Origin of the sequence: Streptomyces sp. NPDC046831 (assembly GCF_040645305.1) — a bacterium.
Classification (GTDB): domain Bacteria; phylum Actinomycetota; class Actinomycetes; order Streptomycetales; family Streptomycetaceae; genus Streptomyces.
The window spans coordinates 133757-150052 of the sequence record NZ_JBEYXZ010000008.1 but is presented as its reverse complement, the minus strand read 5'-3'; the positions used below and the strand labels follow the sequence as shown (position 1 = coordinate 150052).

10 protein-coding genes and 1 pseudogene are annotated in these 16296 nt (G+C 73.2%); 10 read left to right on the top strand and 1 reads right to left on the bottom strand.

The genetic code is table 11. The features are described 5' to 3' along the window. Nucleotides 1-68: 68 nt before the first annotated feature. From ABZ920_RS10505 to ABZ920_RS10475, 7 genes and pseudogenes are all read left to right on the top strand, one after another. The gene (locus tag ABZ920_RS10505) at nucleotides 69-1769 is read left to right on the top strand and encodes a DUF4192 domain-containing protein (protein ID WP_361501453.1); all 1701 of its coding nucleotides are present in this window, start codon (nucleotides 69-71) and stop codon (nucleotides 1767-1769) included. 84 nt (nucleotides 1770-1853) lie between these two features. Then, nucleotides 1854-2309, top strand: a pseudogene (locus ABZ920_RS10500) (glycogen debranching protein); the annotation flags it as partial. Nucleotides 2310-2451: 142 nt separating this feature from the next. Further along, nucleotides 2452-3210, top strand: a complete 759-nt coding sequence (locus ABZ920_RS10495) for an NUDIX hydrolase (protein WP_361501316.1) — start codon at nucleotides 2452-2454, stop codon at nucleotides 3208-3210. A 162-nt stretch (nucleotides 3211-3372) separates the two neighbouring features. After that, nucleotides 3373-6930, top strand: coding sequence for an ATP-binding cassette domain-containing protein (locus ABZ920_RS10490; protein ID WP_361501313.1), 3558 nt, complete (start codon nucleotides 3373-3375; stop codon nucleotides 6928-6930). Between the two features lie 162 nt (nucleotides 6931-7092). After that, a complete protein-coding gene (locus ABZ920_RS10485) occupies nucleotides 7093-7983 on the top strand; it encodes a FadR/GntR family transcriptional regulator (RefSeq protein WP_361501310.1) in 891 nt (296 codons plus the stop codon). A 459-nt stretch (nucleotides 7984-8442) separates the two neighbouring features. Then, on the top strand, nucleotides 8443-9984 hold the full coding sequence (locus ABZ920_RS10480; RefSeq protein ID WP_361501307.1) for an RNA polymerase sigma factor: 1542 nt from the start codon (nucleotides 8443-8445) through the stop codon (nucleotides 9982-9984). Between the two features lie 122 nt (nucleotides 9985-10106). Beyond that, a complete protein-coding gene (locus ABZ920_RS10475; protein WP_361501304.1) occupies nucleotides 10107-10967 on the top strand; it encodes a serine protease in 861 nt (286 codons plus the stop codon). 120 nt (nucleotides 10968-11087) lie between these two features. On the opposite strand, the gene ABZ920_RS10470 is transcribed toward ABZ920_RS10475, so the two are convergent. Continuing rightward, nucleotides 11088-11321 (bottom strand): hypothetical protein, encoded by a 234-nt coding sequence (locus ABZ920_RS10470; RefSeq protein WP_361501301.1) that lies wholly within the window; start codon nucleotides 11319-11321, stop codon nucleotides 11088-11090. 440 nt (nucleotides 11322-11761) lie between these two features. Here ABZ920_RS10470 and ABZ920_RS10465 point away from each other — a divergent pair, with 440 nt between their 5' ends. The 3 genes from ABZ920_RS10465 to ABZ920_RS10455 all read left to right on the top strand — a co-directional run bounded on the left by ABZ920_RS10465 (nucleotide 11762) and on the right by ABZ920_RS10455 (nucleotide 16266). Continuing rightward, nucleotides 11762-13885, top strand: coding sequence for a DNA topoisomerase IV subunit B (locus ABZ920_RS10465; RefSeq protein ID WP_361501298.1), 2124 nt, complete (start codon nucleotides 11762-11764; stop codon nucleotides 13883-13885). 237 nt (nucleotides 13886-14122) lie between these two features. Then, nucleotides 14123-14677, top strand: coding sequence for a DUF485 domain-containing protein (locus ABZ920_RS10460; protein ID WP_361501295.1), 555 nt, complete (start codon nucleotides 14123-14125; stop codon nucleotides 14675-14677). Further along, complete coding sequence (locus tag ABZ920_RS10455) at nucleotides 14674-16266, top strand: cation acetate symporter (protein WP_361501292.1); 1593 nt, start codon at nucleotides 14674-14676, stop codon at nucleotides 16264-16266. Before ABZ920_RS10460 ends, ABZ920_RS10455 begins: the two co-directional genes overlap by 4 nt. Nucleotides 16267-16296: the final 30 nt, after the last annotated feature.

Here is a 16296-nt window from a genome sequence, read left to right as displayed (position 1 = left end):
CGGCGCCCGTGTCGCGCCACGCGGACGGCGGGACCACGGCGAACGGACGCCCCGAGGGCGGCCCGGAGGTGCGGGCCGAGTGCTTCACGTACGACGGACACGGCGCGGAACACCAGGTCACCCTCCGCACCCCGGCAGAGCTCGCGGACGCCCTGCCGTACCTGCTCGGCTACCGGCCGGAGGACAGCGTCGTCCTGGTCGCCCTGCACGACCAGGGCGGGCGTGGCCGGTTCGGCGGCAGGGCAAGGCTCGGCATCCCCACGAGCGTGGACGACTGGCCGTCGGCGGCCCGGCAGCTCGCCCACGGTCTGATCACGGGCAGCGAGCGCAAGGGCGCCAAGCCCGGGCAGATGGTCGCCTTCCTCTGTCAGGAGCCCGCGGCGGGCGAGTCGGGACGGCAGGTCATGCGGCGACTGGAACCCCTGGCGCACAAACTGCGCCTGGAGTGCGGACGCCTCGACGTGCCGGTGATCGAGGCGCTGTGCATCTCCGACGGCCGCTTCTGGTCCTACTGCTGCCCGACGGACTCCTGCTGTCCCGAGGACGGGCTGCCGATGGGCCTGCCCGGGACCTCCGTGCTCGCCGCGGCGGCCGCCTACGCCGGTATCCAGGTGCGCGGCAGCCTGAGCGAACTGCGCGCCCGGCTGCTTCCCCGCGAGACCTTCGCGGCACGGGAGCAGGAGATCGCACTCGACGCCGCCGGGCTGGCACTGGTGCCCAGGATCCTCGACGACGCGAGCCGGGCGGAGGTGGCCGAGGAGACCCTGTGCCTCGCCGAGGGCGTCATGCGGCGCTTCGCCGAAGCGCCCGGGGTCGCCGGTATCGCCCCGGCCGACCTGCGCGACGACGCCCTGCTCTCCTGTGAGGAGGCCGCGGCGCTGATCCTCGGCCTGCAGGACCGCACGACCCGCGACCGCGCGGCCGAGTGGATGGAGGGCGACGAGGCGGGTGCCGCCCTCCGTCTCTGGCGAGCCCTGGCCCGCCGCTGCGTCGGTCCGTACGGCGAGCACGCGGCGGCACCGCTCACGCTGGCGGGCTGGGTAGCCTGGTCGACCGGCGACGGCATCGAGGCCCGGGAGGCCCTGGCGATGGCGCTGGGCGCGGACCCCCACTACCTGTTCGCGCGCCTCCTGCACCAGGCCTGCAACGAAGGTCTGGACCCGGAGTCCGTCCGGCGCTGCCTGCGCGCCGAACGGGAGGCACGGACACGGCGGACGGCCGGAAGGGACGCCGATGGTGGCATGGGCGCCGACGGCCCGGAGCCGGGGGAGGGCGGTACCCCGGTACCCGGAGGAGCCGGCTGCCCGGCGAGCGGAGAAGACCGTACCGCGGCGAACGAAGGGCCGGGTGGGCCTTCCGAGGCGCGAGCCGAGGCCCCGGCAGGCGGAAAGTCCGCCGGTATGACGCATCGCGCCGCGGCGGCCCCGGCGAGCGTGAACGCCGAGTGCGGCGATGGCGGGGATGGCGGGGAGGCCGGCGGACGACGGGACGCGACCGGTCGTGACAGCACAGCTCAGGTGCCTGGACTGTCCTCGCTGCCCCGTCGCCGGCGCCGGACACGGCTGAACCGGCCGGGCCCCGGTCTTCCCTGCCAGGACGGCCAGCGTCCGGCCACCGCACGATCCGACGGCGCCCACCCGGGCGGTCCGCGGACCGCCCCTGTCCGTCCGCGAGCCCTCGCGGAGGACGGGGTACGGCGCCGCGATGCCGTTCGACCGCAGGGGGACACCGGCGACGACGCCACGGAAGGTGCCGGAGGGAGGTCCTGATGAGGGGTGCGTGAGACGGGAGGAATCGGCACGCACGGCCCTGATCCGCGTCGCCTTTCCCGGCCTGGCGATCTCCACCGCGCGGGGGCCGAGGAGCCGGGCTGCAACCCGTTCGGCCATCGCACGGGTGCCGTGCGCGTCCAGGAGACGGCCGTCGCCGTCGCCGGTCTGGCCGCCGCCGGTTACGCAGAGGAGGCGGGCTCCCTGCTGCGGGGCGTACGGGCCGCCGCCGAGGCCTTCGGGCACCGGCTGCCCGGGATGTACGCGGGGGAGCAGCGCACCGGCCTCGGCGTCCCCGTTCCCCACCCCGCCGCGTGCCGCCCCGCGGCCACGTCCGCGGCCGCGGGGATCCTGCTGCTGACCACCCTCGCGGGCGTCCGCCCCGACGTCCCGGCCCGGACGGTCACGCTCCGTCCCGTGCGCACGGCACCGTGCGGGGAGGTCCGCCTGACCGGGCTGCGGGTCGCCGGCGCCCCCTTCTCCGTACGGGTCGGCCGGCACGGGGCCGCGCTGGTGGAGGAGGCGGCGGAAGGCCTGCAAACGAACACGTGGCCTGGGACGGAACGGGAGCGCGCGACGGCCGGCCGCGGGTACGGACCATGGGCGCGGCCGATGCGGACCAGTCGGCGAAGCGTCGCACGAAGGGCGTGTTTATCGTCAGGCAGACGACTATGATCGCGGCATGCCCTACGACCCGTCAGCCTTTCCGCCCTTCGCCGTGACCGTGGACCTGGTCGTGCTGACCGTGCGCCGCCATGCCCTGTGCGCGCTGGCGGTCCGCAGGGGCGAACAGCCCTTCCAGGGGCGCTGGGCGCTTCCCGGAGGCTTCGTGCGGGCAGACGAGGATCTCGCGCAGGCCGCGGCGCGCGAGCTGGCCGAGGAGACCGGGCTGCGCGCGCACGACCCTTCCGTCCCCGTCCAGGACCACGGCGCCCACCTCGAACAGCTCGCCACCTACGGCGACCCCAAGCGCGACCCCCGGATGCGCGTCGTCAGCGTCGCCCACCTCGCGCTCGCCCCCGACCTGCCCGCGCCCCGGGCGGGTGGCGACGCCAGCAACGCGCGCTGGGCGCCCGTCGAGGAACTGCTGGCGCAGGACGGGTACGGCCGTGACGGCGAGCCGGTGGCGCCGCTCGCCTTCGATCACGCGCAGATCCTGGCGGACGGAGTGGAGCGTGCCCGCTCCAAGATCGAGTACTCGTCGCTGGCGACCGCGTTCTGCCCGCCCGAATTCACCGTCGGTGAGCTGCGCCGCGTCTACGAGGCGGTGTGGGGCGTGGCGCTGGATCCGCGCAACTTCCACCGCAAGGTGACGGGTACCCCGGGCTTCCTGGTGCCGACCGGCGGGACGACCACGCGCCAGGGCGGCAGGCCCGCCCAGCTCTTCCGGGCCGGCGGCGCCACGTATCTGAACCCCCCGATGCTGCGCCCCGAGGTCTGACCGCGGCGCGCGCGGCCAGGCGGAATCGGGCCGGCGATCCCGGCCCGGTGTGCCGATCCTCCTTGCGAACGGCGAACACGGGGCCGAGTGCTGGCGCGGGAGCCGACCAAAGATGCGTCGCGATACCGGGAAAAAGGGGCATAACGCGCTATCTTGCTGCGGGTGATCCAGGCCTTCGGACTGACCAGCGACCACCGCAAGGACCTTCCGCCCGCAGTCGACGACGTCTCGTTCGAAGCGCACGCGGGTCGTGTCACCGCGCTCCTCGGGCAGTCGGGCGCGGGCAAGACGACGACGCTCAGACTCATGCTCGAACTCCAACCGGGCCGTGGCATCACGTACTTCAAGGGCCGACCCCTGCACCGCATCCCGCATCCGTCGCATGAGGTCGGTGTCCTCCTGGGTGAGGTCCCGGGACACCCGTCCCGCACGGTCCGCGGCCACCTGCGCATGCTGTGCGCCGCGGCCGGTGTCCCGGCCCGGCGTGCCGACGAAGTCCTCGAGGTGGTCGGCCTCGTCAGCCTGCGCGAGGAGCGCCTGGGCACCCTCTCCCGCGGAACGGACCGCCGCCTCGGGCTGGCCTGCGCGCTGCTGGCCGACCCGCACACCCTCGTCCTCGACGAACCGGCCGACGGAATCTCCGGACGGGAAAGGCGTTGGCTGCACGGCATGCTGCGGGCCCACGCCGCCCAGGGCGGCACGGTCCTCTACACGACGGCGGATCCCAAGGAGGCCGCGCGCACGGCCGACCGCGTCGTCACGCTCGACCGGGGCAGGATCGTCGCCGACCAGGCCGCCGCGGACTTCGGCCGCCACCGGCTGCGCCCCCGGGTCGCCGTCCGCAGCCCCCATGCCACCCGCCTCGCGGCCCTGCTCACCAAGGAGGCCCGCACCCAGCGCCGCTCGGTGGAGGTCGTCAGGGAGGACGACAACCGGCTGTCCGTCTACGGCAGTACGTGCGCCGACGTCGGTGAGGCCGCGTTCCGGCACGGCATCCTCGTCCACCAACTCGCCGACGAGGTGGGTGACATGGGGCCCGGTGCCGGACCGGCGCCCGCGAGTGCGTCACAGACCGCCGAACGGCCCGAGGTGCCGGCGGTGCCGTCGGTGGCCCCCGAGAAGGTGCAGGTCTCCGGGCAGGCCGCCCCTGCGGGAGTGAGGGAGCCCGCCGCCGGAGACCGCCGTCCCGTCGACCCCCGCTTCCCCGGCGGCGAGGAGAAGCGGAGCGGAACGGAGCGGCCCGGGACCACGCCGACGCCCACGGCCTCCCACGCGGTACGCGACCCGAAGACCCCCGCCCCCGCTCGTCCGCAGGACGGCCCCGTCCCCGCACGCCCGGACGGCGCCGGTGGCGGGTGTTCCCATGGGGCGCCGGTACCGGCCCGTGCGGCCCGCGCCCCCGGTACTGGACGGACGGACGACGTCTTCGTCGAGGTACGGGCGGAGGACGCCGGTGCGATCGCACCCACCGCCGAAACGCCCGCGGCGGAGCGCGGGGACAACACCCGCACCGCCGCGCACGGGGGCGAAGGCGCTGCGGCATCCTCCGGCGTACGCAAGGACATGGCCCCTGCCACGCCGTGTTCCGCGGACGGCGCCGTCACCGTCCGTCCGGACAGCCGGTCGGGGGCCGACCGCGCCGGCGACGCGCCCGCCACCGCGGAATCGGCGGCCGCTTCCCCTCACGCACCCGCCGCCCGGGCCCTTCCCGCGCACGCACGCCGCGTGGACCCCGGGGCGCCGGGGCAAGAGGCGGGCACGTCGGCACCCGTGCACGCACCGTCCCTCAACGGCTCCGGCGGCACGGTCGGGAAGGGAGAGCCCGACCGCGCGTACGTCCCCACCGCGCCGGCCCGAACCGACCTCAAGACCGCGCCCGCCCGTACCGACGTCCAGGCCCAACCTGCCCGCGCCGACGTCCAAGCCGGGCCTGCCCGCGCCGGCCTCCAGACCGCACCCGCCCGCAGCCATCTCCAGGCCGGGCCCGCCTACACCGACTCGCAGGCTGCGTCCGCCCGTGGCGATCTTCGCCCCGGGTCTGCCCATGCCGACTCGCAGGCTGCGTCCGCCCGTGGCGATCTTCGGCCCGGGCCCGCCCATGCCGGCCCGCAGGCCGCGTCCGCCCGCAGCGACCTTGACGCCGGGCCCGCCCATGCCGGCCCGCAGGCCGCGTCCGCCCGCAGCGACCTTGACGCCGGGCCCGCCCATGCCGGCCCGCAGGCCGCGTCCGCCCGCAGCGACCTTGACGCCGGGCCCGCCCATGCCGGCCCGCAGGCCGTGTCCGCCCGCAGCGACCTTGACGCCGGGCCCGCCCATGCCGGCCCGCAGGCCGCGTCCGCCCGCAGCGACCTTCGCCCCGGGTCTGCCCATGCCGACTCGCAGGCTGCGTCCGCCCGTGGCGACCTTCGGCCCGGGCCCGCCCGTACCGGCCCGCAGGCCGCGTCCGCCCGCAGCGACCTTGACGCCGGGCCTGCCCATGCCGGCCCGCAGGCCGCGTCCGCCCGCAGCGACCTTCGCCCCGGGCCCGCCGGCGCCGGCTCCCCGACTGCACCCGTCCGCGCCGACCTACCGACCGGACCCGTCGGCAGGCGGGCACCCGCCAGTTCCGCGCACGCGGATGCCCCGGCCGGATCCGCTCGTACAGATCCGCGGTCCAATCGAACGCAAGATCGAACATGGCGCACGCTCGCGGACACCCCCCTCCCGGCGGCCGGATCGGTCCCGGCCGCCGACTCGCTCCGTCGCGGCACCCGAACCGCACCCTGGCGCCCGGCGGCCCGGGAAGCCCCGGCGCGTACGGGCCGGCCGGTCTGGCCGCTCCGCCACCGGAACCTCCCCGGGGCGCCCCCTTCCGCCACCGCGCAGACACCCATCCCGACGCCACGTCCGGCCGAGGCGGCCAGGTGGGACGGGTTCGCCGTGCCGCCACCCATCTGCGTCCGGCCCGGCGCCGGCCCTCTCCGCCCCCTGCGCTACGAGCTGCGCCGCGCCGCCGGTATCGGCACTGGATTCGTCACCGGGGCCGTCGTCCTCGCCCTCTCCGCCCTGACGGCGCTGCTCCTGGGCCGGGTCGGGCACACCCCGCAGCCGCGGCTGCTGGCCGGCTGGCCGCAGCTGCTGCCGCTCCCGCCCGCGGCCCTCGGCGCGGGCCTGCTCGGCGCGCTGTCCTTCGGCGACGAGTTCCGCCATCCCGCGCTGGCGGCGGACCGCGGCACCGTGCCCCGGCGGCTGGGGCTGCTCGCCGCGAAACTCCTCGTCGCCACCGCCACCGCGCTCGCCCTGGCCTTCCTCGCGATCGGCTGCGACGCCGAGGTGCTCTACGTCGTCTACGGGGCGGAACTCACCGGGGTGCCGGGCGACTGGCTCTGGCTGGGTGCCAGTTGGACGGGGCTCGTGGTCGGCTGTGCCTGGGCCGGTGTCCTGGCCGCGGGTCTGTTCCGCTCGACCGCGGCGGGCGTCGCGGCCGTGCTCGCCGTGCCCGTGATCGTCGCACCGCTCCTGCAGTGGGCGCTGGGCGGGTCGGCGGCGACGCGGCTCGCGCCCGGCCTGCCCGTCCGGTTGCGCCACATGCTCCTGCTGCAGTGGCCCTTCGGCGGAGACCGTTATCTCGTCGCGGCGGCCCGCCTGATCGCTCAACCCTTGGGTGCCGCATTGACGTTGTCCCTGGTCACGCTGGCGTGTGCCTATCTGTTCACGGTGCTGCGCAGCCGGGCCCAGTGATCACAACGCGTGTCGTTTCGGTCACGGAATGCTCGTAACTTCCCACGGAGGGGCGGTTTCTTTTCGATAAGACGTCAATTGCGACGAAGTGGGCGATCACCCTTTCGTGTGCTTTTCAGCAAAGACCTCAAGGGAGTTGGAGACAGCGCCGACAAAGGACTCGTGAGTACCCTTGCGCACACCATGATGACCGCCGCCCGCTCCTCGGACTCAGGTCTCGCCGGCCCGGGCGGACTCGACCGCTATCCCTACACCGATACCCCCGTCCCCGATCGCGTCGCCCCGCCCGCCTGGGAGGGCAGTGCCGAACCGGAGCTGGGCCGGGTGGGCCGGCGTGCCGCGGGCAGCCGCGGCCGCGGACTGCACGGCCAACTCGTTCAGCAACTGGGACAGATGATCGTGTCGGGGGACCTGGGCGCCGATCGCCCGCTGGTGCCCGAGGAGATCGGGCAGCGTTTCGAGGTGTCCCGCACCGTCGTCCGCGAGTCGCTCCGCGTTCTGGAGGCCAAGGGCCTGGTCAGCGCCCGCCCGAACGTGGGCACGCGCGTACGGCCGGTCAGTGACTGGAACCTCCTCGACCCGGACATCATCGAGTGGCGGGCCTTCGGGCCGCAGCGCGACGACCAGCGCCGCGAGCTGAGCGAGCTGCGCTGGACGATCGAGCCGCTGGCCGCCCGTCTCGCCGCCGGGCACGGGCGCGAGGACGTCCAGCAGCGCCTTGCCGACATGGTGGAGATCATGGGGCACGCCCTGGGGCAGGGCGACGCGCTGACCTTCTCGCGCGCGGACGCCGAGTTCCACACGCTGCTGATCCAGGTCGCGGGCAACCGCATGCTGGAGCACCTGTCCGGGATCGTCTCCGCCGCCCTCCAGGTCTCCGGCGGCCCGGTCACCGGCTGTGACCGCCCGAACGAGACCGCCCTCGCGCAGCACGCCCGGATCGTCGACGCGCTCGCGGCGGGCGACGGATCGGCGGCCGAGTCCGCCATGCGCCAGCTCCTCACGGTCCACCCCGAGGTGGAGCGCGTGGTCCCCGCGCCGCGCGAGCACTGAGCACGCGCCAACGCGCACACGAACGCCTGTCCGCGTGGACGGCGGCCCGGTCCGGCCCGGCCCGTGCCGTCGCGCCGCGGTCCGCCCGGCCTGGTGGACGTCTCGCGGGACCCCGTCGGATCCTCCGGGAAGCCGGCGGGGTCCGCGTGCGATGACGACGGGGGCCGGGCCCGCCGACGGGTCGCCGGGATCGGCAGAGTGAGCGTATGTGACCCTGTCTGACCGTTTTTGAGTGCTTACGGGGTGTGACTCGGGCCACGCAGATTGGGCGTAACGCTCGCGGAGACAGCGCGATGACCTAAGAGGTGACAGCCGCGGAGGAATACGGACGCCGTTCACGGCGCTGTGCCTCTTCCCGGCCCCCGCCCGCGCCGTCGGCCCATCCACAGGCCGGTGGTCGGCTCCTGTCCGCCGTGGACGGGGCCGGAAGCCGTTTTCCAACGTTCCGAGAGGTTGTTCGTGTCGGCCAGCACATCCCGTACGCTCCCGCCGGAGATCGCCGAGTCCGTCTCTGTCATGGCGCTCATTGAGCGGGGAAAGGCTGAGGGGCAGATCGCCGGCGACGATGTGCGTCGGGCCTTCGAAGCCGACCAGATTCCGGCCACTCAGTGGAAGAACGTACTGCGCAGCCTCAACCAGATCCTCGAGGAAGAGGGTGTGACGCTGATGGTCAGTGCCGCCGAGCCAAACAAGCGCACCCGAAAGAGCGTCGCAGCGAAGAGTCCGGCCAAGCGCACCACCACCAAGACGGTCGCGGCGAAGACGGTGACCACGAGGAAGGCCACCGCCGGCGCCACGCCTGCGGCGCCCGCCGCCGACACGCCCGTCGAGGACGACGCGCCGAAGAAGGCCGCAGCCAAGAAGACGACCGCCGCCAAGAAGGCCGCGGCGAAGAAGACGACCGCGGTCAAGAAGACGGCGGCCAAGAAGACCACCGCCGCCAAGAAGGACGACGTCGAGCTGGTCGAGGACGAGGTGCTCGAGGACGCCAAGGCGGGTCCGGAGGAGCCCGAGGGCACCGAGAGCGCCGGCTTCGTGCTCTCCGACGAGGACGAGGACGACGCGCCCGCGCAGCAGGTCGCCGCGGCCGGCGCCACCGCGGACCCGGTCAAGGACTACCTGAAGCAGATCGGCAAGGTCCCCCTGCTCAACGCCGAGCAGGAGGTCGAGCTCGCCAAGCGCATCGAGGCGGGCCTCTTCGCCGAGGACAAGCTGGCGAACTCGGACAAGCTCGCGCCCAAGCTCAAGCGTGAGCTGGAGATCATCGCCGAGGACGGCCGCCGCGCCAAGAACCACCTCCTGGAGGCCAACCTCCGTCTGGTGGTCTCCCTGGCCAAGCGGTACACCGGCCGCGGCATGCTCTTCCTGGACCTCATCCAGGAGGGCAACCTCGGTCTGATCCGCGCGGTGGAAAAGTTCGACTACACCAAGGGCTACAAGTTCTCCACGTACGCCACCTGGTGGATCCGTCAGGCCATCACCCGCGCGATGGCCGACCAGGCCCGCACCATCCGCATCCCGGTGCACATGGTCGAGGTCATCAACAAGCTCGCGCGCGTGCAGCGCCAGATGCTTCAGGACCTGGGCCGCGAGCCCACCCCGGAGGAGCTGGCCAAGGAGCTCGACATGACCCCGGAGAAGGTCATCGAGGTCCAGAAGTACGGCCGCGAGCCGATCTCCCTGCACACCCCGCTGGGTGAGGACGGCGACAGTGAGTTCGGTGACCTCATCGAGGACTCCGAGGCCGTCGTCCCCGCCGACGCGGTCAGCTTCACCCTGCTGCAGGAGCAGCTGCACTCGGTGCTCGACACCCTGTCCGAGCGCGAGGCGGGCGTCGTCTCCATGCGGTTCGGTCTCACCGACGGTCAGCCGAAGACCCTCGACGAGATCGGCAAGGTGTACGGCGTCACGCGCGAGCGCATCCGCCAGATCGAGTCCAAGACCATGTCGAAGCTGCGCCACCCGTCGCGTTCGCAGGTGCTGCGCGACTACCTCGACTAGGTCGCGGCCGGTACGCACGGAAAGGCCCGGTTCCCCCCGTGGGGACCGGGCCTTCGTGCTGCGGGCCGCACAGCTCTGCATGACTCTGGGTGTCCCATGACCACTGGGAGCAAGGAGCACGCATGCGACGCCGCATTGCCCGGGTTCTGGCCCGGCCGCTGGTGCTGGCGGCCGCGGGAGCCGCGATACCGCTGGGGCCGGCTTCCCCCGCGGGAGCCGACAGCATCGTCATAGGCGGGTTCCCCGTCGACGTCTCGCAAAGCCCGTGGACGGTGGCCCTCTCCAGCCGTGACCGGTTCGGCGGTACCCGGGCCGGGCAATTCTGCGGAGGCGTGGCCGTCGGCCGCACCACCGTCCTCACGGCCGCCCACTGTCTGGGCAGAGAGGTCCTGGGCGCGCCACCGACACCGGACTTCAGGATCATCTCCGGCCGCACGGATCTGTTCTCGCGCCAGGGCAGGGAGATACCCGTGCGCCGCGTGTGGGTCAATCCGCGCTACGACGGCGCCGGCAACTCCGGGGACTTCGCCGTGATCACCCTCGCCGAGGCCGTGCCCGCGAGCGCGGTGATCGGGATGGCGGGGCCGGGCGACCCGGCGTACGTACCGGGCACGCGCGCCCTGGTCTACGGCTGGGGGGACACCACCGGTACCGCAGCCTACGCGCGCACCCTGCGCGCCGCCCCCGTCCACGTACTGCCCGACGCCGAGTGCCGGCGGGCGTACCCGGGCGTCGCCGACAGTGCCTACGTGCCCGAGACCATGCTCTGCGCGGGGGAGAAGGCAGGGGGCCACGACGCCTGCCAGGGGGACAGCGGGGGGCCGCTGGTCGCGCGGGGGAAGCTGATCGGCCTGGTGTCGTGGGGGATCGGCTGCGGGCGCGCGGGCAGCCCGGGGGTCTACACGCGGGTGTCCGAGGTGGTCCGCGCACTGAGCCCGGCCGCCCGCGCGAGCACGCCCGGCCGGATGGCCGCGGGCACCTGACCGCTGCGGCCCGTGGCGGGACGGGGGCCCGCCGGGCATGACGACGGGCGGCCGCTCCTGCTTCCCAGGGGTGGCCGCCCGTGGCCGGCCTGCGCCGGCGCTGCTCGTCGTGCGAGGGGTTCAGCGCTCGTCGTCGGACGTGGCCGTCGTCGTAACGGAGGTCAGGCGCTCTGTCTCGTCCTGTATCTCAGCGGCGATCTTCTTGAGTTCCGGCTCGAACTTGCGGCCGTGGTGGGCGCAAAAGAGCAGTTCTCCGCCGCTCAGCAGGACGACGCGCAGGTATGCCTGGGCGCCGCAGCGGTCGCAGCGATCAGCGGCCGTCAGCGGGCTCGCGGGGGTCAGAACAGTAGTCACGTCGCCTCTTCTCTAGCTCGACGAGCTGTCGTACCAGGGTCAACATCCAACCAGCCCCAAACGTTCCCGATCGCGGCTTTTCCTCGAAAAAAGTTTTCCGAGGCGGCTGTCTGTCGCCGGTGTGGCGGCGAATGTGCCGTATTGCGTGTCTGTGTGTCTTACGGTTTCGCGCTGTCGGTCAAGGTCGTCCTCCCGGCCGGGTTGCCGGTTGTGCATGAGGACGTGCCCGGAGCCTAAATGGTTCATGCCTGGAAGGGAACGTGATTCCCGCTTCACTCCATCGAAGGATCGAACATCCATACGACTGTCTACTACTCTGGGTCCCTGCCGAGGGTGGCGTTACAAGGGCTCTACCAGGCCTCGGTACCCTCTGAGCGGCACACCGAGCCGCGGCCTTACCCCAGAGGGCCTCATCCGAAATTCAGCGAGGAGCGAACCGCGTGACCGCCGAGACGTCCGTGCCGTCCACAGCGCTGCTGGCAGGAGCAGACCGGGACGGTTCCAACTACACCGCGCGGCACCTGCTCGTCCTCGAGGGGCTCGAGGCCGTACGCAAGCGCCCGGGCATGTACATCGGATCCACCGACAGCCGCGGTCTGATGCACTGCCTGTGGGAGATCATCGACAACTCCGTCGACGAGGCCCTCGGCGGCTACTGCGACCACATCGAGGTCGTCCTGCACGACGACGGCTCCGTCGAGGTGCGGGACAACGGCCGCGGCATCCCGGTCGACGTCGAGCCCAAGACCGGCCTGTCCGGCGTCGAGGTCGTCATGACCAAGCTGCACGCGGGCGGCAAGTTCGGCGGCGGCTCCTACGCGGCCTCCGGCGGCCTGCACGGCGTGGGCGCCTCCGTCGTCAACGCCCTCTCCGCCCGGCTGGACGTCGAGGTCGACCGCGGCGGCCACACCCACGCCATCAGCTTCCGGCGCGGCGTGCCCGGGGCGTTCGGCGGCAGGGGACCGGACGCCACGTTCGAGGCCAAGGGCGGCCTGCGCAAGGCCAGGAAGATCCCCAAGAGCCGCACCGGCACGCGCGTGCGCTACTGGGCCGACCGCCAGATTTTCCTCAAGGACGCCAAGCTCTCCCTGGAGAACCTGCACCAGCGTGCTCGCCAGACCGCGTTCCTGGTGCCCGGCCTGACCATCGTCGTCCGCGACGAGTTCGGGCTCGGCGAGGGCGGCAGCAAGGGCGAGGAATCCTTCCGCTTCGACGGCGGCATCAGCGAGTTCTGCGAGTTCCTGGCGAGCGACAGGCCGGTCTGCGACGTCCTGCGCTTCACCGGTCAGGGCACCTTCAAGGAGACGGTCCCCGTCCTCGACGAACACGGGCAGATGACGCCCACCGAGGTCACCCGGGAACTGGGCGTGGACGTCGCGCTGCGGTGGGGCACCGGCTACGAGACGACGCTGCGGTCCTTCGTCAACATCATCGCCACCCCCAAGGGCGGCACCCACGTCGCCGGCTTCGAGCAGGCCGTCGCCCGGACGATGAACGAGGTGCTGCGCGCCAAGAAGCTGCTGCGCGTCGCCGAGGACGACATCGTCAAGGACGACGCCCTGGAAGGTCTCACGGCCGTCGTCACGGTCCGCCTCGCGGAACCGCAGTTCGAGGGCCAGACCAAGGAGGTCCTCGGCACCTCGGCGGCCCGGCGCATCGTCAACAACGTGGTCTGCAAGGAACTGAAGGCGTTCCTGACCTCCACCAAGCGCGACGCCGCCCAGCAGGCCCGCGTGGTGCTGGAGAAGGCCGTCGCCGCCGCCCGCACGCGCATCGCGGCCCGCCAGCACAAGGACGCCCAGCGCCGCAAGACGGCCCTGGAGTCCTCCTCGCTGCCGGCCAAGCTGGCGGACTGCCGCAGCGACGACGTGGACCGCAGCGAGCTGTTCATCGTGGAGGGCGACTCCGCGCTCGGCACGGCCAAGCTCGCCCGGAACTCCGAGTTCCAGGCCCTGCTGCCGATCCGCGGCAAGATCCTCAACGTCCAGAAGTCGTCCGTGACGGACATGCTGAAGAACGCCGAGTGCGGCGCGATCATCCAGGTCATAGGAGCCGGGTCCGGCCGGACCTTCGACCTGGACGCGGCCCGCTACGGCAAGATCATCATGATGACCGACGCCGACGTCGACGGCTCCCACATCCGCACGCTGCTGCTCACGCTGTTCCACCGCTACATGCGGCCCATGGTCAAGGCGGGCCGGGTCTTCGCGGCCGTGCCGCCGCTGCACCGCATCGAGCTGGTCCAGCCGAAGAAGGGCCAGGACAAGTACGTCTACACGTACTCGGACCGCGAGCTGCGCGACAAGCTGCTGGAGTTCCAGAGCAAGAACATCCGGTACAAGGACTCGATCCAGCGGTACAAGGGTCTCGGCGAGATGGACGCCGACCAGCTGGCCGAGACGACCATGGACCCGCGCCACCGCACCCTGCGCCGCATCAACCTCTCCGACCTGGAGGCCGCGGAACAGGTCTTCGACCTGCTCATGGGCAACGACGTCGCGCCCCGCAAGGAGTTCATCGCGGGCTCGGCGGCGACGCTCGACCGCTCGCGCATCGACGCGTAGCCGCCGCGGGGCCGCCGGGCCGGGTCCGCCCGGCATCGGCCCCGCGTAGCGGGCCGGCCCGGGCCGGGCGGGCGGAGGGCTCGGCCGGGCGGGGCCGCCACCGGGCGGCGCGACGCCCGGTCCGGTGCGGGTCGCGTTGCCGGTGCCGTGGGTGCTGGTCAGGGGCGGGTCACCTGATGGGGTGAAGAGCAGGGTGAAAGGACGGCACGGGTCCTCCCGGTCTGTCCATGCTTGGGCATGCAGTCAAGCAACGGTCGTCCCCGAGGGGGCGGCGGTGAGGACGTGGCCGAGCACTACGCCGGACGGCCCCTGGCCCCCCGGCCCGCGGACATGAGGTACCGCGACCCCTGGTACGACGCGCTGGCCTCCGGCTGGGGCGAGGCGGACAGCACGGGCGCGGCCACGGCACCGGCCCAGGCCTCGCGCCGTGAGCCGTGCGGCGGCCCGGGCGCCGGCGCGGCGGCCGACGTGTACCTCGAGGTGCAGCGCAGCGCCGCGTTCCAGGAGGTGCGCCGGCGGTACCGCGGATTCGTGGTCCCGGCGGCCACGGCCTTCCTCGTCTGGTACGTGGGGTACGTCGTGGCCGCGACGGCCGCGCCCGAGTTCATGGCGCGGCGGGTGGCGGGCGCGGTGAACGTGGCGATGCTGGCCGGCCTCGGCCAGTTCCTCAGCACCTTCCTCCTCGCCTGGGCCTACGCCCGGCACGCCCGGCTGCGCCGTGACCGGGCCGCGCTCGAACTGCGCTGGGACACCCAGGAGCTGACCCGCGGCGTGCGGGGCGGTGCCTCGTGACCGGCGATCACCAGACCCTGGCACTGCTGCTGTTCAGCGTCTTCGTGGCGGGCACGCTGGCGATCACCACCTGGGTGGGCCGCAACCGGCACGGCTCGGCCGAGGAGTTCTACACGGGCGGGCGGCTCTTCACGCCCATGGAGAATGGTTTTGCCATCGCGGGCGACTACATGTCGGCCGCCTCCTTCCTCGGCGTGACCGGGCTGATCGCGCTGTTCGGGTACGACGGGCTGCTGTACGCGGTCGGCTTCCTCGTGGCCTGGCTGGTCGTGCTCCTCCTGGTCGCCGAACTGGTCCGCAACTGCGGGCGGTTCACCCTCGCCGACGTGGTCGCGGCACGGATGAGCGAGCGGCCGGTGCGTATCGCGGCGGGCACCTCCTCGGTGACCGTGTCCGTCCTGTACCTGGTGGCGCAGATGGTGGGTGCGGGCAGCCTGGTCGGACTGCTCCTCGGGCGGACGGGCGAGGCGGCGCAGGCCTGGGCCGTCATCGGCGTCGGCGCGCTCATGGTGATCTACGTGTCCCTGGGCGGGATGCGGGCCACCACCTGGATCCAGATCGTCAAGGCGGTGCTGCTCCTCGGCGGCACCGTCGTCCTGACCGTCCTCGTGCTGGTCCGCTTCCACGGCGACGTCGACCGGCTGCTGCTCACCGCGGCCGAGCGCAGCGGCCACGGGGCGGCCTTCCTGGCCCCCGGACTGAAGTACGGCGGCGACTGGAGCGCGCGCCTGGACTTCATCAGCCTGGGGCTGGCGCTGGTGCTGGGCACGGCCGGGCTGCCGCACATCCTCTCGCGCTTCTACACCGTGCCGACCGCGCGGGCCGCCCGCCGCTCTGTGATCTGGTCCATCGGCCTGATCGGCGGTTTCTACCTGATGGCCGTCGTCCTCGGCTTCGGTGCCGCCGCGATCGTCGGCCCGGACGCCGTGCGCGGGTCGAACGCGGCGGGGAACACGGCGGTCCCCCTGCTCGCCCTCGACCTCGGCGGAGGGGCCGACTCCACCGGTGCCACCGTGCTGTTCGCGGTGGTGGCGGCCGTCGCCTTCGCCACGATCCTGGCCGTGGTCGCGGGCATCACGCTCGCCTCCTCGGCGTCCGTGGCCCACGATCTGTACGCCTCGCTGCGCCGGCGCGGCTCCCGGCGGCGCAGCGAGGTCGCCGTGGCCCGGGTCGCCGCCGTCGGCATCGGCGTGCTCGCGATCGGGCTGGGGCTGCTCGCCCGGGACCTCAACGTCGCCTTCCTGGTCGGCCTCGCCTTCGCCGTCGCCGCCTCGGCGAACCTGCCCGTCCTGCTGTACTCGCTGTTCTGGCGCGGCTTCACCACCCGCGGCGCGGTGTGGGCCGTGTACGGCGGGCTGCTCCCGGCGCTGGTCCTGGTGGTGCTGTCCCCGGTGGTGTCCGGCAGCCCCGGCGCGCTGTTCCCCGGCGCCGACTTCCAGTTCTTCCCGCTGGACAACCCCGGGCTCGTCTCCATCCCGCTGGGCTTCCTCGCGGGCTGGCTCGGCACCGTCACCTCGGCCGAACCGCCGGACGAGGCCAAGCACGCGGAGACCGAGGTGCGGTCGCTGACGGGGGCGGGTGCTGTCTAGGGGCCTTGAGCGGATAGGACTCGCGAGAGG

Bases quoted from the DNA above. Each gene is read 5' to 3' on its own strand.
- ABZ920_RS10495 (WP_361501316.1), top strand. From the start codon at position 2,452: ATGCCCTACGACCCGTCAGCCTTTCCGCCCTTCGCCGTGACCGTGGAC.
- ABZ920_RS10475 (WP_361501304.1), top strand. From the start codon at position 10,107: ATGCGACGCCGCATTGCCCGGGTTCTGGCCCGGCCGCTGGTGCTGGCG.
- ABZ920_RS10460 (WP_361501295.1), top strand. From the start codon at position 14,123: ATGCAGTCAAGCAACGGTCGTCCCCGAGGGGGCGGCGGTGAGGACGTG.